This is a genomic window from Stenotrophomonas sp. YJH_SMC_10 (assembly GCF_059371555.1).
Window position 1 is genome coordinate 66,164 of sequence record NZ_JCAFUS010000010.1, and the last position, 25,999, is coordinate 92,162.

A 25,999-nucleotide genomic window follows, 5' to 3' on the forward strand; every position below is an offset into this window, starting at 1 on the left:
ACCCGTCAATGCAGTGCCTTCTCCACTGGAACGGAGCAACGTATGAAGCTGTTGTCCGCGGTGTTGTTGTGTGCGTGCTCGCTGCCGATCGCGTCGGCACTGGCCGGGGAGGCATCCCCGTCGCCGCTGCTGGGGCGCTGGTCGCTGGATACAGCGACCTCGGCATTACCCGAAGCGCAGCGCCCGAAGCGGGTGGTGCTGGAGTTCAGGGATGCCGGGGGTGGCCGCTGGAGCTCGCACGTGGACATCGTCCTGCACGACGGCAAGACCATGAAGTCCGACGGCACGTTGGCGCTGGATGGCACGCCGGGTGCCTTGTCCGGCACCTACGGCGCGGACAAGGCCAACCTGAAACTGCCGGCGCCGAATACGCTGGTGATGCAGCTGGTGGACCACGGCACGCCGGCCTCCACCCGCATCTACACGGTGGCCGATGACCACGCGACGATGACCGAGACCAAGGCGTTCTACGCCCACGACGGTACACCGATCCTGCAGACCAACCTGTTCAAGCGCATGCCGTAGCGTTGCGGTGTTCACCACGCCCGCGACGGGCGTGGTGAACACGGCTGTCTTACACTGCGGCCGGGTCGCGCTTGCCGATGTCGATGCGGTACTTGTCGATGGCATCCTGCATCCGCGAGCGCTCGATGCGGCCTTCGTCGGCCAGGGCCTTCAGGGCGGCCAGCACGATGAAGTGGCGATCCACTTCGAAGAACGTGCGCAGCGCTTCCCGTGTATCCGAGCGGCCGAAGCCATCGGTGCCGAGCGCGATGAAGCGCCGGTCGTTGATGAAGGGCCGGATCTGGTCGCCGACGATCTTCATGTAGTCGGTGGCCACCACCACCGGGCCTTCATGGCCCTGCAGGCACTGCTGCACGTAGGGTACGCGCGGTTCTTCGGCCGGATGCAGCAGGTTCCAGCGCTCAGCGGCCAGCCCGTCGCGGCGCAGTTCGGTCAGGCTGGTCGCGCTCCACACATCGCTGGCGATGCCGAAGTCCTGCTGCAGCAGGTCGGCCGCCGCTTCCACCTCGCGCAGGATCGCGCCGCTGCCCATCAGCTGCACGCGCGGCTGCGAAGCGTTGTCGGCGGCTGCCGGATGCAGCAGGTACAGGCCCTTCAGGATGCCGGCCTCGGCGCCTTCGGGCAGTGCCGGCTGCGGGTAGTTCTCGTTGAGCACGGTGATGTAGTAGTAGATGTCTTCCTGCTCGACATACATGCGGCGCAGGCCGTCGTGGATGATCACCGCCAGCTCGTAGGTGTAGGTCGGGTCGTAGGACACGCAGCTGGGGATCACCGACGACAGCACGTGGCTGTGGCCGTCGTCGTGCTGCAGGCCTTCGCCCATCAGCGTGGTACGGCCCGAGGTGGCGCCGAGCAGGAAGCCACGCGTACGCGCGTCGGCAGCGGCCCAGGCCAGGTCGCCGACGCGCTGCAGGCCGAACATCGAATAGAAGATGTAGAACGGGATCGTGGCCAGGCCATGGTTGCTGTAGGCGGTGCCGGCGGCAATCCACGAGCAGATCGCTCCGGATTCGTTGATGCCTTCCTGCAGGATCTGGCCGTCCTTGGCTTCCCTGTAATAGCTCAGCTGGCCGGCATCCTGCGGCGTGTACAGCTGGCCCAGGTAGGAGTGGATGCCGATCTGGCGGAACAGGCCTTCCATGCCGAAGGTGCGCGATTCATCGGGCACGATCGGAATCACCCGCTTGCCCAGTTCCGGGTCCTTCAGCAGGCTGCTGAGGATGCGCACGAAGCCCATGGTGGTGGACTGGCCGCGATCGCCGCTGCCCTGCAGCTGGGTGTTGAAGATCGACAGCGGCGGCAGCGGCAGCGGATCGACCCTGGCCAGGCGCGCCGGCAGCTGGCCGCCCTGGATGCGGCGGCGCCCGGCGAAGTAGGCGGCCTCGGCGCTGCCCGGCTCCGGGCGCAGGTACGGCATTTCCTCCAGCTGGTCGTCGCTGACCGGCAGGTTGAAGCGGTCGCGGAAGGCGCGCACCGCGTCGGCGCTCATCTTCTTCAGCTGGTGGTTGATGTTCTGGCCTTCGCCGGCTTCACCCATGCCGAAACCCTTGACCGTCTTGGCCAGGATCACGGTCGGGCGGCCACGGGTGTCCACTGCCTGCTGGTAGGCGGCGAACACCTTCTGCGGATCGTGGCCGCCACGTGTCAGCGCCCAGATGTCGTCGTCGCTCATGTGTGCGACCCGCTCCAGCAGCTCGGGATAGCGGCCGAAGAAATGCTCGCGCACGTAGGCGCCATTCTGCGACTTGAAGGTCTGGTAGTCGCCGTCCACGCATTCCATCATGCGCCGGCGCAGCAGGCCGTCGTGGTCCCGGGCCAGCAGGTCGTCCCAGCCACTGCCCCAGATCAGTTTGATCACGTTCCAGCCGGCCGCGCGGAAGGTGCCTTCCAGTTCCTGGATGACCTTGGCATTGCCGCGTACCGGCCCGTCCAGGCGCTGCAGGTTGCAGTTGACCACGAACACGATGTTGTCCAGCCGCTCGCGGCCGGCCAGCGAAATCGCCGCAAGCGACTCGGGCTGGTCCATCTCGCCGTCGCCGAGGAAGGCCCAGACCTTGCGCCCCTGCTGTTCTTTCAGGCCGCGGTATTCCAGGTAACGCATGTAGCGCGCCTGGTAGGCGGCGGTGAGTGGGCCCAGTCCCATCGATACGGTGGGGAACTGCCAGAACTCCGGCATCAGGCGCGGATGTGGGTATGAAGACAGGCCCTCGCGACCGGCTTCGCGGCGGAAATTGTCCATCGTTGCCGCGTCGATGCGGCCTTCCACGTAGGCGCGGCCATAGATGCCGGGTGCCGAATGGCCCTGGATGTAGATCAGGTCGCCGTCGAAGGTATCGGTGCGGCCACGGAAGAAGTGGTCGAAGCCCACGTCGTACAGCACCGCTGCCGACTGGTAGGTGGCGATGTGGCCGCCGACGTTCGAGTGCTTGCCGGCACGCAGCACCATTACCATCGCGTTCCAGCGGATCATCGCGTTCAGGCGGCGCTCGATGGCCAGGTCACCGGGGTAGGCCGGCTGGCGCTCGGCCGGGATGGTGTTGACGTAGGCGGTCCAGGCACGGGCATGCAGGTCGCCGTGCTGCTGGGCGTCCAGCTCGCTCAGCTGGTCGATGAGGTAGTGCGCGCGCGGTCGCCCGCCGGCCTGCATCACCGCCTCCAGCGATTCACGCCACTCGCGTGTTTCCAGCGGGTCGGTATCGAAGGGGATCGGGGTTGGGTTCATGGCTGTCTCCAGAGGGCGCCGGTCGGACATCCACCGGGGCGACAACACCGGCAGGGCGCACAGCACTGGAGCGGGGTCGCAACGGCGGGGCCGTGACGCGAAGGGCGACCGTGGCGGTCACCGAGAGCGCCAGCCTAGGCCCGCGCGGCCGGCGTCGATAGGCGGCGCGGGCTTGGGTCTCTGCAAAGCCGGGGTTGGCGCCGCGCGCCGTATCATCGGCAGTGCGCCGGTCGTGCCAACCGGTCAGCCCGGGAGCAGGCCGGGAAAGAACACCGGAATGATCGCCACGCCGATGGCCAGCAGGCACCAGGCAACGATGGGCAGCCCGCGCGCCAGCCGCTGGGTGGTCTCCGGCGCACGCGGGCCGGCGATCCACAGCAGCAGCGTCAGCAGCCCAAGCGCGTAGGCGAGGGCGACCACGACCGGATGCTCGTGGACGACCCGGCTGGGCGGCCACATCTGCTGCTGGTAGGCCGTGGTGTGCGCAACCAGCAGCAGGAACAGCAGGCTGCTGAGGGTATTGATGGCGGTGCGTGCGTTCATTGGAGCACTCCTTGTGCGGGTCGCCGCGGTGGCGGGGGCGGCAGTCTAGCGGTTGCCCGCCGCTCGCTGAAACGCCCCTGTCATCGACGACCGTCACCCTGCGGGGCTTTCCAGCCTGCGGAGGGTTGGCCGGCCGTGAACAGCGTGAGGATCTGGGAGCAGCGCTACGAACTGCGGCGCCGGCTGCTGCGTGGCTTCTTCCTGCGCCGCGGCTCGGCCCGCGAGGATGCCGAAGACCTGGCACAGGAGGTCTACCTGCGCCTGCTGCGCAGCACCGGCGAGCACGCCGATGCCGTCGAGAATCCGGAAGCCTACCTGTTCACCGTGGCCGCCAACCTGGCGCGCGAGCATGCACGCGCACGCTCGTCGCTGCCGCCACTGGAAGACGTCGATCTGCTGGCCGAAGTATTGAAGAGCGAAGAAGACATCGAAGGCGAGTTCGAACGCGCACAGCGCTGGAACGACATCCGCAGCACCATCGAGCAGCTGCCGGCGACCACCCGGCGGGTGATGGAACTGCACTACCGCGACGGGCTGGACTGCCCCGGAATCAGCCAGCAGCTGCAGGTGTCGGTGCACATGGTGCGCAAGCACATCGGCAAGGGGCTGGAAGCCTGCAGGAAGGCGCTGCGCGCCAGGGAGCGCGCATGAACCGGGATCCATCGCGGTGGCTGGACGACGAGGTCGCCCGTGAGGCGGCGCACTGGTTCCTGTGCAATCGCGAGGGAACGCTGGATGCAGCGGGACGCGCTGCGTTGCTGGAATGGATGAAGCGCTCGCCCGAGCATGTGCGCGCCTACCTGCGTGCTCTCGCGTTGCACCGGCAGGTGGGCGAGGCGCTGCAGTCGCAGGTGCCCGGAGCGTTGCCGGTGGCATCGCCGGTGTCGGCGAAGGTCGTGCCCTTGTTCGGCACTGCACCAGCGCCGACGGGCGCCACGCCACGCTACGGCCGCGCGCGCTGGAGGATGGCGGCGGCCTGCATCGGCGTTCTGGCCGCAGGCCTGCTGCCCTGGATGATGCCGAGCGAGCAGATCCATGGCACCGGTCACGCCGAACTGCGCGACCTGGTGCTGCCTGACCAGACCCAGGTGCGACTGAACGCGGACAGTCGCCTGCGGGTGCGCATGGGCTGGTTCGGTCGCCAGGTGGAGCTGCTGCAGGGTGAGGCCACGTTCGACATCGCCCGCGACCGCCGTCCGTTCGAGGTGAAAGTGAACGGCCTGGAGATCCGAGACATCGGCACCGTCTTCGACGTGTCGCGACGGCTGCAGAGCACGCGCATCGGTGTGGTTTCCGGCAAGGTCGAAGTCTGGAGCCAGGGCGCGGGCGCCCGCCGCCTGGCGCAGTTGGGGCAGGGCCGGGTGGTGCAGGTCGACGCGCGCAGCCATGCGGTGGAGTCATTGGACATGCCACTGTCGATGCTGCTGGACTGGCAGCAGCGCAAAGTGTCCTTCCTTGACGAGCGCCTGGACGAAGTGGCTGCTGCCTTCAATCGGCACAACCAGGTGCAGGTGCGCGTGCTGGACGAAGGCGCGGCATCGGCGCGGTTGTCCGGCAGTCTCGATGCGCATCGCATCGGTGCGCTGCAGGCCTTCCTCGAGCGCGACCCGCGTTTCGTGGTGCGGCGCGAGGGCGATACGGTGCGGGTCGGCAGCCGCTGAACCCGGTGTGGGCGCGCGCTGTCAGAAAAAATTCATCGAATCCGCGTTCTCCACTTCGGCGGATGCGGGCTCTTACATGGGAGAAGCCGCTGCCGAGTCACGCAGCGGCGCCTGCTGTCTTCTCTCCTGCAAGGACCCGTGATGCGCAACACGCTCTACCTGTCGATCATCCTCGCCCTGTCTCCCTGTAGCGTGGCACCGGCCTTCGCTGCCGCGCCCGATGGCCTGCAGGCGCGCGTGTCCACGCCGATCGCGGCACAGCCGCTGGCGCGCGCGCTGGAGCAGCTGTCGCGCATTTCCGGCGTCCAGTTCCTGTACTCGGCCGATGGCGATGCCCGCATGGCCGGTGCGGTGCCGCGCGGTGCCACCGTCAGGCAGGCGCTGGACGCACTGCTGGCGGGGAGCGGACTGGGCTACACCGTGGTGGATGGCAATGTCATCGCCATCGACCCGGCCCCCGTGCACGACGCGCCGAAGCCAGCCGTACCGAAGCCGCGCGAAGCCGAGGCGATGGTCGCGCCGACGCTGGGCACGGTGAAGGTGATTGCCGCGCATGAGGTGATCGACCAGAAGAAGACCTCGCCGGTGATCAAGGATTCGGTGGTCTACGATGAGATGGACAGCTACGGCGACGAAACCCTGGCCGAAAGCCTGATGGCCGCGCCCGGCCTGAGCGCGGTGGAAGATGCCGGCGAGCCACGCTACGTGACCGTGCGCGGCGTGCAGGCCAATCTCAACTACACCACCATCGATGGCATTGCCATTGCGAGCGTGGGGGGCAGCGGCTCGGGTGAGCGCATGAACAACCTGCAGCTGATTCCCAGCGACATCGGCACCCGCACCGACATCTACAAGAGCTTCAGTGCGGAGCAGGCACCGGACGCGATCGGCGGTGTGATCGACATCATCAGCCGCAGTGCCTTCGACCGGTCCGGCAAGTACGTGTTTGCCGATGTGGCAGGCATCTATTCGACCGCCGAGACCAACGTCGAGCGCAGCGCTGGCGGCAACCACGAGACGCTCGGTCACTTCGGCAAGAGCGCCAAGATGGTGTTCTCCAGCCCGTTCGGCGCCGACCAGGAATTCGGCATCGTTGCGGTGGCCCGCTACGAGCAACGCTCGCGCAACAGCGTCAAGCGCTGGGTGGAGTCGAACTACTACTACAACGACGCTGGCAAGTACCTCACCGACGGCACCACCGGGCCGGACGAAGCCAAGGGCTGGAACGGGCTGCGCGCGCCTGGCAACTTCAGCACCGGCACCTATACCAACTTCATCACCAACTTCGGTGGCTCCGCCAAGCTTGAGTGGAAGCCCTCGGATGACCCGTTCTACGCATCGCTGCTGCTGTACTCGTACCGGTTCTACGAGAACTCGACGATGAACAAGACCGATCTGTATGGCAATGCCAAGTTCCCGATCCGCAACCAGACCGAGGACAGCGGCACCACCCAGATCAACAGCATCTACATCAAGAACCGCCACGACCGTTGGGACCGCAGCAACCGGGGCGCGATCGCCAGCTTCAACTGGGACATCGGCGAGCGTTCGCGGCTGACCCTGCGTGGCGGCCATACCGAAGAGACCTTCCACAACAACCAGGTCTACTGGGGCGTGCGCGCCTACCCCAGCAATCTGTTCGTCGACTACGAGAACGACAGCCACGGGTTCCCCAACGCGGTGGCGGTATCCGATTCCAGCCTGCTGACCAGCTCCGCGTTCAAGCTCAATCCTGCGCAGGCCTACGTCTCCCCCCGCAACGCCAGGGAGAGCATCGACAACCTGCGCGCCGACGTCAGCTACAACATCGACGCCGATGCGCGGGGCTTCGGCCTGGCCGCCGGCGCCGAATACCGCCACCTGAAGATCTGGCAGGACATCGACTTCGACTACTTCAAGAGCAGTGCCACGCTCAACGATTACCTGTATCCGGGTTCGACGCTGCTGGGCAGCGTGCCGGGCTTCCCGCTGATCGACAACCGCAAGTGGAACGAGCAACTGCTGCCGAAACTGGGCAACAACAATGCGGCGTATCCCAATGCCAACTTCACCAGCGACTACAAGTACGTGGAGGACATCACCAACGCCTATGTGTCCGCGCACTACGCGTGGGACCGGCTGCTGCTGATCGGCGGCCTGCGCTACGACCACACCCGCTTCGATGCGTACAGCCCGTTCAGCGATGACGGTGGCACCTCCTACAGTCCGGCGTTCCGCACGACCAGTGGCGGCTACAACAACCTGCTTCCTTCGTTGAACGCGACCTTCAAGCTGAGCGAGGACCAGCGCCTGCGCTTCTCTGCAAGCCGCACGCTGGGCCGGCCGACGCCGAGCAACATCGCCCAGGCCACCAGCACCAGTTGTGGCGACGACGAGGAAGGCAGGGGCTTCTGCACCATCAAGCAGGGCAATGCGGACCTGCAGCCGCGCCGTTCCACCAACCTCGACCTGGCCTGGGATCTGTACTTCAACGGCAACAACGGCCTGGTTTCGGTGGCGCTGTTCGACAAGGTGATCAAGGACGACATCTACACCCTGACCACCTTCGAGAACGTGGGCGACACCCGTTACCGGGTGACCCAGCCGATGAACACCGATGAGTCCACGCTGCATGGCGTCGAGTTCGCGGTGGCCAACCGCAACCTGCGGTGGGGCCGCCAGCGCTTCGACATGTATTTCAACGCCACGCGGCTGGAAGGCCGCACCAACTACCGCATCACCGATGGCACCGAGCGGCGCCTGGACCGCCTGCTGTACCAGCCGGACTGGTCGCTCAATGGCTCGGTGATCTGGCGCATGCCGTGGAAGAGCTCGCAACTGCGCCTGTCCGGAACCTATCGCAGCCGGATGCTGGTCGATTTCGGCGATACCCAGTGGCTGGACTCGTACTACGACCCGTACATGACCTTCAACATGGCCTTCAGCCACAAGGTCAGCAGGCACGTGACGCTGAAGTACGAAGCCAAGAACCTGTTCAACACCCAGCCGACCTACAGCACCGGTCCGAACGGGCGCTTCCGCACCGAGATCGACGACTACGGCCGCTTCTTCTACTTCCACATCATCTACAACTGAGGGCGCAGCCGTGGACACGATCAATCGCAGGCGATTCCTGGCCCTGGCCGGCCTGTCCGCCGCCGGCGCCTGGATGGGCACGGCACGCGCGCTGGCCGCGCAGGCCGATGCCACCGCGCTGAACCCGCGCAACCTGCTGGCCTCGCCACGCTTTGCCAGCACACCGTTCACCCTGGGCGTGGCCTCGGGTGATCCGTCCGCCGATGGCATGGTGCTGTGGACGCGGCTGGCGACCGAGCCGCTGGTGTTCGGCGGTGGCATGCCGGCCCGGCCGATGGTGGTCGAATGGCAACTGGCAGCGGACGAAGGCATGCGCAAGGTGGTACGCCAGGGTTCGGCGCTCGCGCATCCCGAACTCGGCCACGCGGTGCACGTGGAACTGGACGGGTTGGCGCCCGGACGGCCCTACTGGTACCGCTTCACCGTTGGAAGCCACGCCAGTGCAGTCGGTTGTACCCGCACGCTGCCTGCGGCCACGGCGGCGGTGGATCGCGTGCGCTTTGTGGTGGCCGGCTGCCAGCACTACGAAGAGGGCCACTACACCGCGTGGCGGCGCATCGCCGAGGAACCGCTGGACTTCGTCTTCCACTACGGTGATTACATCTACGAGGGCGAAAGCCAGCCAGGCCTGCGGAAGATGAACGGCCAGCCGTTCACCAACCTGCGCAATCATGTCGGGCCGCAGACCTACACGCTCGACGATTACCGTCGACGCTACGCCCAGTACAAGAGCGACGGCGACCTGCAGGCCGCGCACGCGTCGGCCCCCTGGTTCGTCACCTTCGATGACCATGAAGTGGACAACAACTGGGCCGGCGCCGAGGACCAGGACGATACGCCCAGCGAGGTGTTCCTGCTGCGCCGTGCGCAGGCGTTCCAGGCGTACTACGAGAACATGCCGCTGCGCCGTTCGGCCTTCCCCCGCGACGGCCACATGCAGCTGTACCGGCGCGCACGCTACGGCACGCTGATGGACCTGCACCTGCTCGACACCCGCCAGTACCGCAGCAAGCAGGTGAACATGGCGCTGCGTGAGGACGTGGAATCACCGGAGCGCAGCATCGTCGGTGCGAAGCAGGAGCGCTGGCTGTTCGATGGGCTGGCCGATGCCGCGCCGCGCTGGCACACCATCGCCCACCAGGTGGCGCTGGGCAACTACATGCGCGAAAAGGACGGGGTGGTGCAGTCGTCCGATGACCAGTGGTCGGGCTACCTGGACAGCCGCCGGCGCCTGCTCGACCACATCCAGAAGGTCGGCTTCGGCAACGTGGTGACCGCCTGTGGCGACGCGCACCGGCATTACGCCAGCGACCTGGTGCAGGACCATCGTGATTCGGGCGTGGTCTCCAGCGAGTTCCTTGCCACTTCGATCACGTCCGGTGCCGATGGCCAGGGCGTGGACGCTTACGCCCGCAACCAGCTTGCGCACAGCCCCAATCTGAAGGCGACCACCGACAAGCGTGGCTATGTGCTGTGCGATGTCACCCGTGATGCGTGGATCGGCGACATGAAGACGCTGGATACGGTGATGCGGCCGAACGGTACCGTGCAGAGCTGGAAGCGCTACGCGGTGGCGCACGGCCGGCCGGGGCTGCAGGAGGCCTGAATCTACCGGTCTGCGCTGTAGAGCCGAGCCTACGCTCGGCTGCTTTTTCGGGGCAATGCGACCAGGGCGAGAAGCAGCCGAGCGTGGGCTCGGCTCTACAGGGGATTCCTCAATCGTGCTCGAACCGCAGCGGTTCGGTGCCCATCGCCGGGTCACTGGTGCCGGGGCGACCATCCTCGGCGCGGCCCGCCAAACGCAGCACACTCTCACCCGCGCTGACGCGCAGGTCGTACCAGCCTGCCGTGGGTGCCGCGTCCCAGGCCACCGTCGTTTCCGCGCGCGCCGGCAGTGCCAGCATCTGCTCTGGCATGTGCCCGGCATAGGCGCCAGCCTGCATGCGCAGCGGCTGTGCGTTGTCCTCCAGGTTGCGCAGGTGCAGCCGCAGTTGGCCATCCGCGTGATCAATCGACGCCTGCACGGCAGGCGTCCTGGCCGCACCCTGGAAGTGACGATGGAAGCCGTTCGGCCCAAGCAGCCACAGGTCATAGCGACCCTGGGCGTCCAGCGGCCAGCGCTCGCGCAGCGGCACGCCCGGGACCAGCGTGTAGCGGCGGGGCACCGCCTCCAGCCGCAGCCGGTCGTAGACGTGCAGTACGGCCGCCGCACCATCGCAGGACAGCGTCAGATCCACGCCCGAGGCGTCGACCGCCGCCAACGACGCCTGTGGACGATAGGGCAGGGCACGCGCCGGGCGTACACCGCTTTCCTGTTTCGCCGGCTTCAGCCCCTCCGGCAGCGCGGGCACGGTGCGTCCCGGCAAAGCAGCAGCACGTGCCGCCACTGCGCTGACGTCCGGCAGGCCGCGGACGAACGGCCGGGTATCGCGCTGGGCAAAGTCGAAGGCGTTGCTGAGGTCGCCGCAGACGGCGCGGCGCCACGGCGAGATATCCGGTGCCGCCACACCAAAGCGGCGTTCGATCAGTCGAATGACCGAGGTGTGGTCGTAGATCTGCGAATCGACCCAGCCGCCGCGGCTCCAGGGCGAGATCACGTACAGCGGCACGCGCGGACCCAGCCCATACGGGCGGCCGCGCAGCTCGGCGGCATCGTACTTCTCGTCTCCCGGTGCCGGATGGCGGTGGTACTCGCCCTCGGTGCTGACCGAAGACGTACCCGCCCAGCCAGTGCCCACCGGTGAAGGAGGAGCCGGCGGCGGCATGTGGTCGAAGAAGCCGTCGTTCTCGTCGAACATCAGTAGCAGGGCGGTGCGGCTCCACACCTGCGGATCGGCGGTCAGCGCATCCAGCACGCGCGCGGTATAGGCCGCGCCCTGGACGGGGCTGGAGGGTCCCGGGTGCTCGCTGCCGGCCGCGTCGGCAATGATGAAGCTGACCTGCGGCAGGCGCCCGTCGATGACGTCCTGGCGCAGCTGCGCCAGGCCACGCGTGCTGACCCCGCGTGCGCGCAGCTGCGGGTCATGCCCTGGCGCTGCGCGGTGGGCCTGGCGGAAGGTTTCGAAGCCGGCCAGCGGGTTGTCGGTGAAGTTGTCGGCCATGTCCTGGTAGATCTGCCAGGACACGCCCGCCTTCTGCAGGCGCTCGACATAGCTGGTCCAGCGATACGACGCCGGGTGCCCACCCTGTTCGGGAAAGTTGTCGTGCGAGTTGGCGATCACCGGGCCACCGGCACGCGCGTGCGCGTCGTTGTGGCCGGTCCACAGGAAGACCCGGTTCGGGTTGGTGCCCGCCTGCATCGCGCAGTGGTAGGCGTCGCAGATCGTGAAGGCATCGGCCAGCGCGAACTGGAACGGCAGATCGCTGCGCTGGAAGTAGCCCATCGCGTGGTTCTGCTTGGCCTTCGGCCATTGCCCCATGCGCCCGTGGTCCCAGGCGCGCTGTGCATCCGGCCAGGTGTGCGGCGTGCCTTCCACCCGCATGTAGCCGAAGTGCGCGCCGGTATCCAGCGGGAAGGGGGCGATCGCGCGCGTGCCGCTCGCGTCGGGCTGCAGCCACAGGCTGCGGGTGCAACCGCCGGCCTGCAGTGCCGGCGCCGGGGCCACGAAGCGATCGCCGAAACCACGTACCCCCGGCAGCGTGCCGAAGTAGTGGTCGAACGAACGGTTCTCCTGCATGAACACCACGATGTGCTGCAGGTCTTCCAGACTGCGGGTCTGCGCCGCAGGCGCGATCGCTGCGGCGCGGGCGATGCTGGGCAGCAGCGGGGAAAGGCCAGCGGCAACGCCGGCCTGCAACAACCGGCGTCGGCCGATATCGGTCACGGGCTCACTCACAGGTCCACACGGAAGGAGATGCCGACGGTGCGCGGGGCGCCGATGAAGGCGTTGTCGCGGCCGTCCACCCCAGCAAGATACCGCTTGTCGGTCAGATTGCTCACCACCAGGTTGGCACCCATGCCCTTCAGCCGCGGCGACAGGCCCTGCAGGTCGAAGCCGATGTTGGCGTTGAACACGGTGGCCGAGGGCAGCTTGCTGACGTTGGCGGCGTCGAGATAGCGCGTGCCCAGGTAACGGCCGGACAGGCCGAAGTTCCAGTTCTCGCCCTGCCAGTCCGCCGACAGGACGAGGGTCTGTTCGGGCTGGCCGATCACCTTGGCGCCGTCGACGATGCCCAACTGGGTATCACGCGCGGCATCGCCACTGCCCAGGTACTTGGAGCGGTTGTAGGTATAGGCGGCGTTGAGGCGCCAGCCGTTGTCCCAGCCATAGCCGAACGCCGCTTCCAGGCCGTTGCTTTCCACGCCGCCGAAGTTCTCGTAGACGCCGTCGGTCTCGCCCAGGTAGTCGATGCCGCTGACGAAGCCGGCCGGCAGGTAGACGATGCGGTTGTCGAACTTGATGTTGTACAGCGTGACCGAGGCGGTCAGCGGCCAGCGGCTGATGCGCATGCCCACTTCGATGTTGTCGGCGGTCTCCGGCTCGACGTTGCGGAAGCGCTGCGGGTCGGTCTCGCCGAGCACGCCGGAGGGAATGGCGGCGAAGTTCTGCGAGAAGCCCGCGAACAGCTCCATGCCTTCCACGCCCGGCGCCCAGGTGAAGCCGGTAGAGAGCAGCGGATCCGACCTGGAATCGGACGTCACGTGTTCGCTGGCGCCGATCACCCGGCGGCGCGACTGGTCGACGAAGAACTGCTTCACGCCCAGGCGCGCGCTGAACGGCCCGAAGCGGGCGACGTCCTCGACGTAGTACATCTGCTCGTCGACTTTGTACTTGTCTTCGAACTGCACCCAGTACGGCTGGTGGTCGAAGGCGATGTCCTGGCCGACGTTGAGCAGGCGGTGCCAGTCGCGGCGTGCCGAGCGATCCAGCTTCTCGACCCACAGGCCACCCCGGAGGGTGTTGCCGATCGCACCGAAGGTCTGCCGCCACTCGACGTCGGCGGTCACGCCCATGCGGTCATTGTCGTAGTGGGTGTGGCGGTAGGACTGCGCGCCCAGCACGTTGCCGGCATAGCAGTCCGGATCGTATTCGGCGGTGAAGCCCAGCCGCGGCGTGCAGTTGGCCAGGCGCTGCGCGGCGCTGCCGTCGGGACTGACGAAGAAGATCTGGCCACGGTTGCTGCCGCCGTACACGGTCTTGCCACCGAGGTACTCTGACTCGGGACGGCCCGCACCGTCATCGCTGACCTGCGCCAGGTACGGTGGCAGCCAGTCGCCACGACCTTGCATGCGGTGTCCGTAAGCCGCCACCGAAGCCTTGAAGCCGTTGCCCGCATCGAAGGCCGCGCGCAGGTAGCCGAAGGTGTTCTCGCGCAGCGCGCGCGAGCCGGAGCGGTAGTTCTGGTCCAGGTAGGGAATGCCGGTGAGGGTGCCGACCAGGTTGTCGCGATCCGGATTGGTGGCGAAGCCGTTCGGCGACACACTGGTGTATTCCGGCTCGTCGGCATCGTTGTAGGACAGGTAGCCGGTCAGCGTCCAACGGTCGAGTTGGGTGATGAACTTGCCGGCAATGTGGTCGTTGCTGGCCTTGCCGCTGCCGTCGATCCAGTCCTGCACGCGCGCCGACGAGGCGCTGACCCAGGCGCGGGTGTGGCCACCGAGCAGGCCGGTGTCGTAGCGCACGTAGTACTTGCGCGCCTCGTTGTCACCGGCACCGACCACGAAGCGCAGGCGGCTGTCCTGCAGCGGGTCGCTGGTGAGGAAGTTGAGCGTGCCGCCGAGGGCCTCGTTCGAGCGCGAGGAGATATCGGCGGTGCCCTGGCTGACCTCCACCGTTTCCAGGTCGAGGGTGTCGATGTAGCGGTTGGCCAGCGAGCCGCCGCCATAGCCCGAGCCGCCGTTGGGCAGGCCGTCGATGGTGGTGCCGATCTGCTGGGTGTCACGGTTGGTGACGAAGCCACGCATGCTGATCTGCGTGCCCCACACCGACGAACCGGTGGCGTCGGCCTCGCTGACCACCACGCCGGGGACTTCATTGAGCGCGTCGTTGACGCTGCTCATCACGGTCTGCCGGTTCAGCGTTTCCGCACGTACCGAAGTCTTGGCGTAGCTGGTGGCCTGGCCGATCACCTGCACCTGGTCGAGGGTGCGGGCCTCACTGCTGCGCGCTTCAGCGGCATCGCCCTGCGGTGCTCCAGCCAGGGCGTCCAGTGCGGGGGCGATCAGCAGGGCAAGCAGCGAGACACGGGGAAAGCGCGCAGACATTCGCATCGAGACCGGACCTTCAGGGGAGGGAAGCCCCGGAGTGTCGGCAGCGCCAATGACATCGGCATGACGTGACGATGCAGGAATCGTGTTGTGCGACGGCCGGCACCTGCGGCCTGCTTCAGTACCGCGCGTCCTTGGGTTTCGGGTCGCGTGGCCAATCCTTGCCCTTGTTGGCGAAGTCCGGCCGCGGCTGGTTGATGAAATAGCCGGCGATGTCCACCGCATCCTGGTCGGGCATCACCTGCTGGCCCAGTGGCGGCTCGCGGGTCACCGCCGGTGGCATGTTGTGCTTGATGAAGCCGGCGGCCTTGTACAGGCGCGCCATGCCGGCGCCGATGTTGAAGCTGTGGTCGCCCCATAGTGGCGGGAAGGCGATGTCACCGCTGGCGTCGCGCCGTCCTTCGCCGTTGTCGCCATGGCAGGCGGCGCACTGCACGGCGTACAGCGCCTGGCCACGGACCGGGTCCGGGGTCAGCGTGCTGTCGATGGGGCCCTCACTGGGCGCGGCCACCGTTGCACCCTCTGGCACCGGGCTGCTCAGCCACGCCATGTAGTCGAGCATCGCGCGCATCTGCGGCGCGTCCTTCGGCAGCGGCTTGCCGTTCATCGAACGCTGCAGGCAGCCGTTGATGCGCTCGGGCAGCCCGATCACCTTGCCCGGACGCGGCATGTAGCGCGGATAGGCGCCGCCGCCGGTATTGAAGTAGTGATTGCCGAAAGGCCGCTTGCCCTCGGCCATATGGCATGAGTTGCAGTTCAGATCGTTGCCGACGTTGTCCGGCAGCAGCCGCGCGGTCTCGTTGAGGATGCGCCGGCCGAGCATCACCGATCCGGCATTGTCCAGGCCGGCAATCTCGTCGGCGCTGGGCGCGGCGTAGTGGCCGACCCGTCTGCCTTGCGCATCGAGGATATCGATCGTGGCGGCCACGGCAGCATCCAGGTCCGGATACAGATGACGGTAGGCGAGGGTACCGGCGCCGGCCAGCATCACCAGGGTGATCGCAGTGCCGGCCAGCAGGCGGGAACGCGTGCGCGAACGCTTCATTGTGCGGCCTCCTGCGGAACGTAGTGCACCGGCTTGTCGCGCACCACCCGGCGCATGCGCGCCACGTCGACCTCGCTCACCGCGCTGGCGTGGTTGCCCCAGCTGCTGCGGATGAAGGTCAGGATCTGCGCCAGGTGCGCGTTCGGCAGGTGCTCGAAGCCCGGCATGCTGAAGGCCATGCGATCGTGCGGGGTGTGCGGCGTGCGTCCGCCGGTCAGGGTCACCTGCACCAGCGAGCTGGGATCATCGGCGAACACGATCGAGTTGCCAGCCAGCGCCGGATAGACGCGGGGCATGCCGCGACCATCGGCGCGGTGGCAGGCCTGGCAGTGCTCGGCGTAGGCCAGCGAACCGGCAGCACGGTAGTCGCCACTGCGCAGCGCGGCGGTGGTGGTGTCGGTACCGGGCGACCACTGCGCACTGCGTCCCTCACGCGCCGGCAGCTGCTTGAGGTAGCGCGCCATCGCCAGCAGGTCGGCATCGGACAGGTACTGCGTGCTGTGCTCGACTACGTCGGCCATGCCACCGAAAGCCGCAGCGCGATCAGTGCGGCCGGTGCGCAGGAACTCGACGATCTCGCCCTCGCTCCAGCTGGCCAGGCCTGTCGATTCGTTACGCAGGTTCTTCGCGTACCAGCCTTCCAGCACCGAACCGGACAGGAACTGGCGGCTGCCATCATCGGCCATCGCCTTTTCCTGGAAGGCCAGGCCGCGTGGCGTGTGGCAGGCGCCGCAATGGGCCAGGCCTTCCACCAGTTCGGCACCACGCTGCTGGCCGGCATCCAGCGCCGGATCCGGGCTGAAGCTGCGCGGGCGTGCGAACAACAGCTGCCACCAGGCCAGCGGCCAGCGCATGTTGGCCGGCCACGGAATCGTGCTGGCGGCGTTGTCCTGCCTCACGGGCTGCACCTCGGCCATGAAATAGGCATAGAGCGCCTTGATTTCGGTATCGCGGGCGATCACGTATGAGGCGTACGGCATCGCCGGATACAGCGGCTGGCCGTCGTGGCGGATGCCGCGGCGAACCGCACGCTCGAAATCGGCGTAGTCGTAGGCACCGATGCCGGTATCCGGATCGGGGGTGATATTGGTCGAGTAGATCGTGCCCATCGGCGTCTGCATGCCGAGGCCACCGGCGAACGGCCTGCCCCCCGGCGCGGTGTGGCACGCCGCGCAGTCGGCGGCGCGCGACACATACCGCCCCTGCGCGATCAGCGCCGGATCGTGGATGTCGACCTGCGCGGTCTGCCGCGGTGCGAACCAGTGCGGCATGCTGCGGGCGATGCCATAGGCGGCGGCCAACGTCGCGGCCAGAGCGAGGGCAAGCTTGATCGAGGTGCGCATGGGTGCACTCTGGGCAAGCACGTGCGCGCGCTCATTGATTCCGATCAATGACTGAACGTGTACAGCTTGCGCGCGAAGCTGAATCATTGCTGCGCTGTCATCAAGCCGTCATCCGCGTGCGATAGATCGGGGCGTATTGGGGCGTTACTGTCCGAGTCTGTCGGATTCCCCCCTATGACGTGCCATGAAGCGCCTGCTGCTGCTGTTGCTGGCGTGCGCCGGCCTGTGGCTGGCTGCATGCTCCTCCTCGATCAATGCCTCGTCCACCTCGCTCGCCGATCGGCTGATTGCGCCAGGTGGTGTCTCGACCCTGCTTGATCGCCCGCGCATCGCTGCGGCCATCGCCGCATTGCCCAACCGCCACGGATTCGCAGCGGGCCGTGATGGCGTGCCGATCTTCTGGCGCGTGTTCGATCCCGGGGATTACGGCGCGCGCTACCACTACCTGCCGCAGCGCCACGAGAACGGCCTGCCATTGGATACCGGGCTGAGCCTGGCCGTGCCGCAGCCCTTCCGCGCGCAGGCGCCGCGTGGCACCGTAGTGCTGCTGCACGGGTGGATGATGAACGGCGATTCGATGCTGCCATGGTCGCTGCAGCTGGCGGAATCCGGCTATCGCGTGGTCACCCTCGACCTGCGCAACCACGGCCAGTCCGGTGCGGGACCGTCCGGCTATGGCACCTACGAATCGGATGACGTCGTCGATGTGATCGGCGCGCTGCGTAGGCGCGGCGAAGTGATCGGGCCGCTGTACCTGTTCGGCGTGTCCTACGGCGCCGCCACGGCCGTGTTCACCGCCGACAAGCTCGGCGACCAGGTGGCCGGCGTGGTGGCGATGGAGTCATTCGCCAATGCCGGCGTGGCGATCCGCACGATGATCCCGCACCTGATGGGGTTGCAGCCGGACGGACTGAAAGCGCAGGCGATGGCGTCGTACGCGCGCTGGCGCTATGGCGGTCAGGACATCAACCAGGTGATTGCTGCGGCCAGCCGCCGCATCGACGTCGATCTGGACCGCGTGGACGTCGCGCGTGCGCTGGCCGATACCCGCGCCTGCGTGCTGCTGCTGCATGGACAGGGCGACCAGCACATTCCGGTCAGCCAGGGCCGCGCGCTCGCCCAGGCCAACCCGCGCGCGCACTACATCGAGATGCGCGGCGAGGACCACATCACCCTGCCGCTGCGGCTGGACCTGCTGGCCGGAGTGGTCGACGACTGGATGGCGCGCGACGCGCACCCTCCGCACAGTGCCTGCCCGGCCCCACAGCTGCCGGCCCAGGCCGAGTGGCTGACGCGAAGCTGAAAAAAGGGGACGGAGGGGATTAAGTCGCATCTGCCACAGGTGTGCTGCAAACGACTTAATCCCCTCCGTCCCCTTTTTCTGTCAGGGCAGTCGGTGTGCCAGGGAACGCGCGGAGGCGGCGACGCCGAGCAGGAGTGCTGCTACGCACAGGAAAGCGAAGCCCAGGCTGGTGGCGTGTGCCAGGGCACCGATTGCGGCCGGGCCGGCGAGGATGCCGGCGTAACCCAGTGTGGTGACTGCGGTGATGGCAATGCTCTCCGGCATCACCCGCTGCTGGCCCGCCATCGAGAACAGGGCCGGTACGATGTTGGCACAGCCCAGGCCGACCAGCACGTAGCCCACCAGCGCCACCGCGTACGACGGGACCAGCGTTGCCAGCGTGAACCCCGCCGCCGCCGTGATGCCGCCGAAGACCATCGTGCGGGTCCGGCCAAGGCGTTCGACGATGCCATCGCCGAACAGGCGCATCGCCGTCATCGCCAGGGTGAACAGTGCGAAGCCAGCGCCGGCCTGGTCGCGCGGCACCTGGCGTACCTCGGCCAGGAACACCGCGCTCCAGTCCAGCATCGAGCCCTCGGCAAGGAACACCACGAAGGCCAGCACGCCGATGAACAGCACCACGCCGTGCGGCAGCGCCAGCAGGGGGCCTTCGTGCAGGATGCGTTGCGGACGCCAGTGCGGCGCCGACAGCACCGCGACCAGCAACAGCGCCGCCACCGAAAGCAGCGCGGCCAGCCACAGCGGCGTGCCCAGGATCAGCAGGCCGGTCATGCACCCGGCGCCGACGAATCCGCCGATGCTGTAGAAGGCGTGGAAACCGGACATCATCGCGCGCCCTGCATCGCGCTCGACCGCCACGGCCTGCATGTTCACCGTGCAGTCCATCGCGCCCACACCGGCGCCGAACAGGAACAGGGCGGCGCCCAGCGCAAGCGGCGAGGGCGCCAGTGCCAGCAATGGCAGTGCCAGCAGCACCGCTGCACAGCTGGCCACCAGCAGGCGTCGGCAGCCCAGTCGCCCGGTCAGCGCACCGGCCAGCGGCATTGCCAGCAACGAGCCCAGGCCGAGGCAGAGCAGGACTGCGCCCAGGCTGGCATCGCTCAGCCCGGCCTTGGCCTTGGCATAGGGCACCATCGGCGCCCAGGCAGCGGTGGCGAATCCGGGAATGAAGAAGGCGGCGCGGGTGGCGTGCTGCTGGGCACGTGGGGATGAAGGCGTCATGCGCGGTGCGAAGCTCCAGGGAGCCTCAATGAAAACGTTTTCAGATAGCCTCGGCAAGTGCCATGGGTGACATCCGGCGACGCATACGATTGCAGTGGGCCGGCAGCGTCACTGGTGATTAACCTCGCGCACGCACAGTGGCCGCACGGCCGGCATCCCGCCGGCCGCTGCCGGAGACCTGTACATGAGCACGACACCGACCATCCTCCTCGTCCATGGATTCTGGGGCGGGGCGGCACACTGGGCCAAAGTGATCCTGGAACTGCATCGCAACGGCCACGACCGCGTGCAGGCGGTGGAACTGCCGCTTACTTCGCTGGCCGACGACGCGGGGCGCACGCAGAAGATGATCCGGCAGGTCGATGGACCGGTGCTGCTGGTCGGCCACTCCTATGGTGGCGCGGTGATCAGCCAGGCCGGCAACGAGGACAACGTCAAGGGATTGGCCTACATCGCGGCCTTCGCGCCTGATGCCGGCGAGAGCCCGGGTGGCATCACCCAGCAGCACCTGCCGGAGGCGGCACAGAACCTGGCGCCGGACAGCGATGGCTATCTGTGGCTGCGTGCAGACAGGTTCCACGAGAGCTTCTGCCAGGATCTGAGTGACGACGAAGGCCGGGTGATGGCGGTGACCCAGAAGGCGCCGCTGGCCAGCACGTTCGGGGATGCGGTCAGCAATCCGGCCTGGAAGCACAAGCCCAGCTGGTACCAGCTGTCCCGCCAGGACCGCATGATCGCACCGCAGAACCAGAAGGCGATGGCCGCGCGGATGCAGCCCAAGCGCCTGCTCGAGCTGGATGCCAGCCATGCCTCGCTGGCCTCGCAGCCGAAGGAAGTGACCGCGCTGATCCTGGAAGCCAGCGCTGCCATCGCTGGCTGAGGCTGCTTCTGCACAGCGCCGAGCGAGCGCCGGCGCAGCACGAAAGCGCCCGCGATGCACGGAGGCACCGCGGGCGTTGTGGTTACAGCGGCAGGTCGAACACCAGCACTTCGGCGTCGTTGCCGTTTTCCAGGGTCAGCTGGGCTTCGTCGCTGACCTGCAGCGCATCACCGGCTTCCAGGGTGATGCCGTTGACCTGCAGCTGGCCACGCGCCACCTGCACATAGGCGCCACGCCCGTTGCCGAGCGCATGGTGCAGCTTCTGGCCGCCATCGAGGATGGTGGCGAAGATGCGGGCGTCCTGATGGATGCGCAGCGAACCGTCGGCACCGTCCGGCGAAGCGATCAGTCGCAGTTGTCCACGCTTGCTGTCCGGCGGGAAGTGGGTCTCCTCGTACGACGGGGTGATGTTCTCGCTGTCCGGGAAGATCCAGATCTGCAGGAAGTGCACCGTCTCGTCGGCCGAGTGGTTGAACTCGCTGTGGGTGACACCGCTGCCGGCGCTCATGCGCTGCACGTCGCCGTAGCGCAGCACCGAGCCGGTGCCCATCGAGTCCTTGTGTTCCAGCGCACCGCCCAGCACGTAGGAAATGATCTCCATGTTGCTGTGACCGTGGGTACCGAAGCCCTGGCCGCCGATCACCTTGTCTTCGTTGATGACACGCAGCGGGCCGAAGCTGACGTAGCGGGGATCGTAGTAGTTCGCGAAGGAGAAGGTATGGCGCGACGACAGCCAGCCATGCTCGGCCAGGCCACGGGTAGCGCTCTTGCGGATCTGCAGCATGATGGAATCTCCTTGTTCGATGGTTTCGATGGGGCGGGGTGGGCCGGAAGCCTGTGTGTTTCCCCGTTGGAGAGAAGTATCCGCTTGCGCCCCGGGTTTGAAAAACGGATAGTTTTGACAGCCATCATCGAAAAATTCGAATGCTCAAGCTCAGCCTCGATGCCCTGCAGATACTGGATGCCATCGACCGCCGCGGATCGTTTGCCGGTGCCGGCAAGGCGTTGCACAAGGTGCCTTCGACCATCTCCTATACCGTGGCCAAGCTGGAGGAAGACCTGGGTGTCCAGCTGTTCGACCGCGTTGGCCCGCGCGCCGAGCCGACCGAGGCCGGCCGCGCGCTGCTGGACGAAGGCCGGCACCTGCTGCGTGCGGCCCGCGAGCTGGAGCTGCGGGTGCGCCGGGTCGCGTCGGGCTGGGAGACCGAGCTGACCCTGGCGGTGGATTCGGTGTTCCCGACCTGGCTGCTCGGCCCGGATATCGCCGCATTTCGACAGGCCGAGGCGCCGACCCGGTTGCGACTGATCGGCGAGGCGCTGTCCGGCACCTGGGAGGCCCTGCTGGACCGGCGTGCCGACCTGCTGGTCGGTGCGCCGGGCGAGGGACCCAGTGGCGGCGGTTACGTGGTGGAGCCCCTGGGCACGGTGGGGTTCGTGTTCGCCGTCGCACCCGAGCATCCATTGGCCGCGGTGCCCGGCGTGCTCGGTCGCGAACAGCTGGCTGAGCACTGTGCGATCGCCGTTTCCGATTCCGCGCGCAGGTTGCTGCCGCGCACCGTTGGACTGCTGATGGGGCAGGAGATGCTGACGGTGCCGGACATGGCCAGCAAGCTGAAGCTGCAGTGCGAAGGCGTGGGCTTCGGTTTCCTGCCCGAGCCCTGTGCACGCGCCGCAGTGGCGCGCGGCCAGCTGGTGATCCGTGAGGTGGAGGAACACAAGCCGGAGGAGACGTTCTGGCTGGCCTGGCGCACCGGTGAGGAGGGCGCTGCCCTGCGCTGGTGGCGGGAGCGCCTGCGCAGGCCGGAGCTGCTGTCGGAGTGGTGGCAGGCGATGGCCAGGGGGTAGGGGTTTGGCAGGGCTGCGCCCTGCACCCGCCGTAGTGCCGGCCGCTGGCCGGCAACATTCGAAGCAACAGCAACAGCAACAGCAACAGCAGAAGCTGGTTTCCTGAGGGACGGCGGGGTGGGGCCGGTTGCGGGAGACGCCGTAAACCCCCAGACCGGCCCAGCCGCTGGCGGCTGTGCGTTCGGGCGCTTGCGAAGCAGTGCTTCGCAAGCAAAGCGCCCTCACCCCTGGGGGCTTGGCCGCGGCTTGCTCGTGTGCGCTTTCCTGCGCACACGGCAAGACCGGGGTTGGGCGTCCTGCCCAACCCGCCCGAGGCATGCCTCGGGCCCATGCCGCGGACACTCCCGCAACCGGACCCACCCCGCCTTCGACAGTTTTCCGCGATCTGTCGGAACGGCGTACTGCTCTGGTAGGTGTCGACCTTGGTCGGCACGGTAGATCCACGCCATGCGTGGATGCTCTTCGATCAATTATCGAAATACTCGAACTCGATGGAGATTCACCCACGCATGGCGTGGATCCATCAGATAGCGGAAATCTGTCAGAGGTGGGGCGGCATGGACAGGCAGGACCGTTGGCGGCATGGATGCCGCCATCGAGCCTCCATGGATGGGTTTACGGCGTGTCCTGCCTGTCCATGCCGCCCTGCCAACCCACGGAATGCCAGCTTTTGCTGTTGAGGTTGCCGGCCAGCGGCCGGCACTACCAGGGGTGCAGGGCGCCGCCCTGCCGAAGAACACACATAAAAAAACAGCAGGCCGAGGCCTGCTGTTTCGGTGTAATGGTGCGCCCGGAGAGATTCGAACTCCCGACCGCCTGGTTCGTAGCCAGGTACTCTATCCAACTGAGCTACGGGCGCCAATTACATAAACTTGTTGTGTTGACTGTGTATGGTGCGCCCGGAGAGATTCGAACTCCCGACCGCCTGGTTCGTAGCCAGGTACTCTATCCAACTGAGCTACGGGCGCGCGGTACACAATCAAATTTTAAAGCATTTCCAGCGGCGGATGCTGAAAACCTGTCGAGTGGTGCGCCCGGAGAGATTCGAACTCCCGACCGCCTGGTTCGTAGCCAGGTACTCTATCCAACTGAGCTACGGGCGCCCTGCGACAGGAGCGGAATTATGCGGATGTCGGCGCGGACCGTCAACAGTTTTGTGAAAATTTTCATCCAACTGAATGAAAAAGAGGTCAGCCACAGCGTCCGGGGCTTTCAGCCACGCGAAATGATCGGCGCGCGTGCCCAGCTCCTGCGCCGACAGCACGCACAGTTGTGCGTCCACGTTCGGCAGCTTCGCCAGCAACGCCTGCATCGATCCGGTCGGCGCCAGCCAGTCGTGTTCCATCAACACCGCCTGCGCGCTGCCGTGCACGCGCGCCATCTGCGCATCGAGATCCTCCTCCATGCCGACCGCGGCGTAGTGGTTGTTCAGGCCCACGCGCGCCCAGTCGGCGATCAGTCCGCGTGCTTCGGTGCCACCAAAGCCAAGTCGGCGCCCGTGCAGCACGCCCTGGCGCTGTGCGATCCACGGCAGGAAGCGGTAGACCAGCGGCAGCAGCCAGCCGCGTGGTGGCGGAAAACCGCGCCAGAACGGCGAGCCGCTGGCCGCCAGCCACAGCCGGTGGAAGTGCTTCGGATTGCGCCCGGCGTGCACGCAGGCCAGCTGACCGCCGAGGCTGTGGCCGCCGATGATCCAGGGCAGGGCGCCGCCCTCGTGATCGGCGGCGGCCAGGATCGCCTGGCTGCCCGGCAGATCCTGTTCAAGTACTTCGCGGTATCCCCAGTCCTGCGTGCGCGATGGGCGCAGCGAACTGCTGCCATTGCCGCGCCACTCATGCAGGTATACCGCCACGCCCCTGGCTGCCAGCGCCAATGCCAGCGGCAGGTAATGGCGTGCAGCCACGCCCAGCGCCGGCAGCCACAGCAGCCGCGCGATCGGCTGCGCAGGCACGCAGGCAATCACCTCGTAGCGGTGGCCGTCGTCGCACTGCACGGCGAGGTTGCGCGGCGCCAGGTTCATGCGTGCGGCGCCGCGCCGAAGTGATCGAGGACCAGGACCTCGCTGCGGCCGGGGGCATGGCCCTGCTGCAGGCCGCGCGCAACATAGTCGATGCCGGCTTCGCAGGCGTTGGCCAGGCTCAGGCCGTTGCACAGCTGCGCGGCGATGGCCGAGGCCAGTGTGCAGCCGGTGCCATGTGCATCCAGCGGCAGGCGGGCGTGGATGAATTCTTCGCTGCTGACGCCGTCGAAGTAACGGTCGATCACACGATGGCCTTCCAGCAGGTGTCCGCCCTTGAGCAGTACGGCACCGGCACCGAGGTCGAGCAGGTCGGAGGCCGCCCGTTCGGCATCATCGCCATTGCTGATCTTCCGGCCCACCAGCAGTTCCGCCTCCGGTATGTTCGGGGTCACCAGCGTGGCCAAGGGAATCAGGCGTTCGCGCATCGCCTGCAGGGCATTGTCTTCCAGCAGGCGTGCGCCGCTGGTGGCGACCATCACCGGGTCCAGTACCACGTGCGGCGGCCGATGCTGCTCCAGTGCATCGGCGACGGTGTGGATCACTTCGGCGTTGGCCAGCATGCCCAGCTTCACCGCGTGGATGTCGAAGTCGTCGAAGCAGGCCTCCAGCTGCGCGCGCAGGAAACCGACCGGTGGCACATGCACGGCGATGACGCCGCGGGTGTTCTGCGCGGTCAGCGCGGCGATCGCGGAAAGACCGTGCACGCGATGGGCAGCGAAGGTCTTCAGGTCGGCCTGGATGCCCGCGCCGCCGCCGGAGTCGGAACCGGCGATGGTCAGGGCGGAAACGGGCGTGGTCGGGCTCATCCAGCGATTGTGCCGTGGTCCAGCTGGGGAAAGTAGATCCACGCCATGCGTGGATGCCTTGGTAGATGGGGTCAGGGCCCTTTTTCGCAGGAAAAGGGACCTGACCCCCAGAGCGCGGCCCTCAGTGCCGCCAACGCGCCCACTGCTGGTACAGCACATAACCCAGCCCGGTCAGGCCGGTCAGCAGGGCGGGGGCGAGCAGGGCGTGGTACTGCCAGCGCATGAACAGCCAGGCGCCGAGGATGCCGCCGCCGAGGAAACCGCTGATGATCAGGCCGCTGAGGGTCAGTCGCCGCACCTGCAGCGGCAGGCCACGCAGCAGGTGGCCCAGGCCGATGCCGAGGTCGGTGAACATGCCGCTGAGATGGGTGGTGCGCACCACCGCGCCGCTGAAGGTCGTGGCCATCGCGTTCTGCAGGCCGCAGGCCATCGCGGCGGCCAGTGCGCCCCAGATCTGGTGGCGTTCGAACAGCGGAATGGCCACCAGCAGCAGCGCTGACTCCAGCGCCAGCGCCACGCCGTAGCGTCGGCCCAGTTGCAGGGTACTGTCCTGGATCAGCAGGCCGCTGAGCATCGCGCCCAGCGAGAACGCGATCAGCAGCCCCCACAGATGGCCGACCGCGCGCCAGTCGCCCTGCGCCAGCGCCATGCCGAGCTGGCTGGTGCTGCCGGTCATGTGGCTGACTGCCTGGTGCTCGAAGCCGAGGAAGCCGACCACGTTGACCATGCCGGCCACGCACGAGAGCGCGACCGCGCCGATCCAGACCCAGGTGGGCAGGCGGATTCCCATCGGCGGGGCCCC

The 25,999-nt window shown here is 67.2% G+C and carries 19 protein-coding genes and 3 tRNA genes; 8 read left to right on the forward strand and 14 right to left on the reverse strand.

What is annotated here, in order from left to right:
- Positions 1-42 precede the first annotated feature (42 nt).
- Positions 43-525 carry a LuxR family transcriptional regulator gene (locus AC5P9C_RS13850; RefSeq protein ID WP_074725907.1) on the forward strand — a complete coding sequence of 161 codons (483 nt, stop codon included), beginning with the start codon at positions 43-45 and terminating at the stop codon, positions 523-525.
- 49 nt (positions 526-574) lie between these two features.
- Here AC5P9C_RS13850 and aceE read toward each other — a convergent pair whose 3' ends face one another.
- Together aceE and AC5P9C_RS13860 are read right to left on the reverse strand one after the other, a co-directional pair.
- The gene (gene aceE, locus AC5P9C_RS13855; protein WP_414615051.1) at positions 575-3,247 is read right to left on the reverse strand and encodes a pyruvate dehydrogenase (acetyl-transferring), homodimeric type; all 2,673 of its coding nucleotides are present in this window, start codon (positions 3,245-3,247) and stop codon (positions 575-577) included.
- 243 nt (positions 3,248-3,490) lie between these two features.
- The gene (locus AC5P9C_RS13860; RefSeq protein WP_343541959.1) at positions 3,491-3,790 is read right to left on the reverse strand and encodes a hypothetical protein; all 300 of its coding nucleotides are present in this window, start codon (positions 3,788-3,790) and stop codon (positions 3,491-3,493) included.
- A gap of 135 nt (positions 3,791-3,925) precedes the next feature.
- On the opposite strand from AC5P9C_RS13860, the gene AC5P9C_RS13865 reads away from it, so the two are divergent.
- From AC5P9C_RS13865 to AC5P9C_RS13880, 4 genes are all read left to right on the forward strand, one after another.
- On the forward strand, positions 3,926-4,441 hold the full coding sequence (locus AC5P9C_RS13865) for an RNA polymerase sigma factor (RefSeq protein ID WP_049469036.1): 516 nt from the start codon (positions 3,926-3,928) through the stop codon (positions 4,439-4,441).
- The gene (locus tag AC5P9C_RS13870; RefSeq protein WP_343541960.1) at positions 4,438-5,451 is read left to right on the forward strand and encodes a FecR family protein; all 1,014 of its coding nucleotides are present in this window, start codon (positions 4,438-4,440) and stop codon (positions 5,449-5,451) included. Before AC5P9C_RS13865 ends, AC5P9C_RS13870 begins: the two co-directional genes overlap by 4 nt.
- A 141-nt stretch (positions 5,452-5,592) precedes the next feature.
- Positions 5,593-8,526 (forward strand): TonB-dependent receptor, encoded by a 2,934-nt coding sequence (locus AC5P9C_RS13875; RefSeq protein WP_414615052.1) that lies wholly within the window; start codon positions 5,593-5,595, stop codon positions 8,524-8,526.
- A gap of 10 nt (positions 8,527-8,536) precedes the next feature.
- Positions 8,537-10,132: an alkaline phosphatase D family protein gene (locus AC5P9C_RS13880; RefSeq protein ID WP_343541693.1), complete on the forward strand. Its 1,596-nt coding sequence runs from the start codon at positions 8,537-8,539 to the stop codon at positions 10,130-10,132.
- Positions 10,133-10,241: 109 nt separating this feature from the next.
- Here the strand turns inward: AC5P9C_RS13880 and AC5P9C_RS13885 are convergent, their stop codons facing one another.
- The 4 genes from AC5P9C_RS13885 to AC5P9C_RS13900 form a co-directional block, all read right to left on the reverse strand.
- Positions 10,242-12,350 (reverse strand): phosphocholine-specific phospholipase C, encoded by a 2,109-nt coding sequence (locus tag AC5P9C_RS13885; protein WP_343541695.1) that lies wholly within the window; start codon positions 12,348-12,350, stop codon positions 10,242-10,244.
- A gap of 8 nt (positions 12,351-12,358) precedes the next feature.
- Complete coding sequence (locus AC5P9C_RS13890; RefSeq protein ID WP_343541697.1) at positions 12,359-14,737, reverse strand: TonB-dependent receptor; 2,379 nt, start codon at positions 14,735-14,737, stop codon at positions 12,359-12,361.
- A gap of 115 nt (positions 14,738-14,852) precedes the next feature.
- Positions 14,853-15,779 carry a c-type cytochrome gene (locus AC5P9C_RS13895; RefSeq protein WP_343541700.1) on the reverse strand — a complete coding sequence of 309 codons (927 nt, stop codon included), beginning with the start codon at positions 15,777-15,779 and terminating at the stop codon, positions 14,853-14,855.
- Positions 15,776-17,122 (reverse strand): c-type cytochrome, encoded by a 1,347-nt coding sequence (locus tag AC5P9C_RS13900; RefSeq protein ID WP_343541702.1) that lies wholly within the window; start codon positions 17,120-17,122, stop codon positions 15,776-15,778. The genes AC5P9C_RS13895 and AC5P9C_RS13900 overlap by 4 nt, the downstream gene beginning before the upstream one ends.
- A 184-nt stretch (positions 17,123-17,306) precedes the next feature.
- Here AC5P9C_RS13900 and AC5P9C_RS13905 point away from each other — a divergent pair, with 184 nt between their 5' ends.
- Positions 17,307-18,425 carry an alpha/beta fold hydrolase gene (locus AC5P9C_RS13905; protein WP_074725897.1) on the forward strand — a complete coding sequence of 373 codons (1,119 nt, stop codon included), beginning with the start codon at positions 17,307-17,309 and terminating at the stop codon, positions 18,423-18,425.
- Positions 18,426-18,506: 81 nt separating this feature from the next.
- Here AC5P9C_RS13905 and AC5P9C_RS13910 read toward each other — a convergent pair whose 3' ends face one another.
- On the reverse strand, positions 18,507-19,646 hold the full coding sequence (locus AC5P9C_RS13910) for an MFS transporter (protein ID WP_057493845.1): 1,140 nt from the start codon (positions 19,644-19,646) through the stop codon (positions 18,507-18,509).
- Between the two features lie 184 nt (positions 19,647-19,830).
- Here AC5P9C_RS13910 and AC5P9C_RS13915 point away from each other — a divergent pair, with 184 nt between their 5' ends.
- Positions 19,831-20,526: an alpha/beta hydrolase gene (locus AC5P9C_RS13915; RefSeq protein WP_343541708.1), complete on the forward strand. Its 696-nt coding sequence runs from the start codon at positions 19,831-19,833 to the stop codon at positions 20,524-20,526.
- 82 nt (positions 20,527-20,608) lie between these two features.
- On the opposite strand, the gene AC5P9C_RS13920 is transcribed toward AC5P9C_RS13915, so the two are convergent.
- Entirely contained in the window at positions 20,609-21,310 is a 702-nt protein-coding gene (locus AC5P9C_RS13920; protein ID WP_049464791.1) for a pirin family protein, read from the reverse strand.
- Between the two features lie 140 nt (positions 21,311-21,450).
- On the opposite strand from AC5P9C_RS13920, the gene AC5P9C_RS13925 reads away from it, so the two are divergent.
- Positions 21,451-22,371: a LysR family transcriptional regulator gene (locus AC5P9C_RS13925; RefSeq protein ID WP_343542995.1), complete on the forward strand. Its 921-nt coding sequence runs from the start codon at positions 21,451-21,453 to the stop codon at positions 22,369-22,371.
- 782 nt (positions 22,372-23,153) lie between these two features.
- Here the strand turns inward: AC5P9C_RS13925 and AC5P9C_RS13930 are convergent.
- From AC5P9C_RS13930 to AC5P9C_RS13955, 6 genes are all read right to left on the reverse strand, one after another.
- Positions 23,154-23,230 (reverse strand) — tRNA-Arg (locus AC5P9C_RS13930).
- A 32-nt stretch (positions 23,231-23,262) separates the two neighbouring features.
- A tRNA-Arg gene (locus AC5P9C_RS13935) sits at positions 23,263-23,339 on the reverse strand.
- A 58-nt stretch (positions 23,340-23,397) separates the two neighbouring features.
- A tRNA-Arg gene (locus AC5P9C_RS13940) sits at positions 23,398-23,474 on the reverse strand.
- On the reverse strand, positions 23,465-24,391 hold the full coding sequence (locus tag AC5P9C_RS13945) for an alpha/beta hydrolase family protein (RefSeq protein WP_343542998.1): 927 nt from the start codon (positions 24,389-24,391) through the stop codon (positions 23,465-23,467). Before AC5P9C_RS13945 ends, AC5P9C_RS13940 begins: the two co-directional genes overlap by 10 nt.
- Positions 24,388-25,197 carry a bifunctional hydroxymethylpyrimidine kinase/phosphomethylpyrimidine kinase gene (gene thiD / locus AC5P9C_RS13950; protein ID WP_164083668.1) on the reverse strand — a complete coding sequence of 270 codons (810 nt, stop codon included), beginning with the start codon at positions 25,195-25,197 and terminating at the stop codon, positions 24,388-24,390. Before thiD ends, AC5P9C_RS13945 begins: the two co-directional genes overlap by 4 nt.
- 121 nt (positions 25,198-25,318) lie before the next feature.
- A complete protein-coding gene (locus AC5P9C_RS13955) occupies positions 25,319-25,987 on the reverse strand; it encodes a YoaK family protein (RefSeq protein WP_064238151.1) in 669 nt (222 codons plus the stop codon).
- Positions 25,988-25,999: the final 12 nt, after the last annotated feature.

Bases quoted from the DNA above. Each gene is read 5' to 3' on its own strand.
- AC5P9C_RS13850 (WP_074725907.1), top strand. From the start codon at position 43: ATGAAGCTGTTGTCCGCGGTGTTGTTGTGTGCGTGCTCGCTGCCGATC.
- AC5P9C_RS13870 (WP_343541960.1), top strand. From the start codon at position 4,438: ATGAACCGGGATCCATCGCGGTGGCTGGACGACGAGGTCGCCCGTGAG.
- AC5P9C_RS13945 (WP_343542998.1), bottom strand. From the start codon at position 24,391: ATGAACCTGGCGCCGCGCAACCTCGCCGTGCAGTGCGACGACGGCCAC.
- aceE (WP_414615051.1), bottom strand. From the start codon at position 3,247: ATGAACCCAACCCCGATCCCCTTCGATACCGACCCGCTGGAAACACGC.
- AC5P9C_RS13955 (WP_064238151.1), bottom strand. From the start codon at position 25,987: ATGGGAATCCGCCTGCCCACCTGGGTCTGGATCGGCGCGGTCGCGCTC.
- thiD (WP_164083668.1), bottom strand. From the start codon at position 25,197: ATGAGCCCGACCACGCCCGTTTCCGCCCTGACCATCGCCGGTTCCGAC.
- AC5P9C_RS13890 (WP_343541697.1), bottom strand. From the start codon at position 14,737: ATGCGAATGTCTGCGCGCTTTCCCCGTGTCTCGCTGCTTGCCCTGCTG.
- AC5P9C_RS13895 (WP_343541700.1), bottom strand. From the start codon at position 15,779: ATGAAGCGTTCGCGCACGCGTTCCCGCCTGCTGGCCGGCACTGCGATC.
- AC5P9C_RS13925 (WP_343542995.1), top strand. From the start codon at position 21,451: ATGCTCAAGCTCAGCCTCGATGCCCTGCAGATACTGGATGCCATCGAC.
- AC5P9C_RS13920 (WP_049464791.1), bottom strand. From the start codon at position 21,310: ATGCTGCAGATCCGCAAGAGCGCTACCCGTGGCCTGGCCGAGCATGGC.
- AC5P9C_RS13900 (WP_343541702.1), bottom strand. From the start codon at position 17,122: ATGCGCACCTCGATCAAGCTTGCCCTCGCTCTGGCCGCGACGTTGGCC.
- AC5P9C_RS13905 (WP_074725897.1), top strand. From the start codon at position 17,307: ATGAAGCGCCTGCTGCTGCTGTTGCTGGCGTGCGCCGGCCTGTGGCTG.
- AC5P9C_RS13860 (WP_343541959.1), bottom strand. From the start codon at position 3,790: ATGAACGCACGCACCGCCATCAATACCCTCAGCAGCCTGCTGTTCCTG.
- AC5P9C_RS13915 (WP_343541708.1), top strand. From the start codon at position 19,831: ATGAGCACGACACCGACCATCCTCCTCGTCCATGGATTCTGGGGCGGG.
- AC5P9C_RS13875 (WP_414615052.1), top strand. From the start codon at position 5,593: ATGCGCAACACGCTCTACCTGTCGATCATCCTCGCCCTGTCTCCCTGT.
- AC5P9C_RS13910 (WP_057493845.1), bottom strand. From the start codon at position 19,646: ATGACGCCTTCATCCCCACGTGCCCAGCAGCACGCCACCCGCGCCGCC.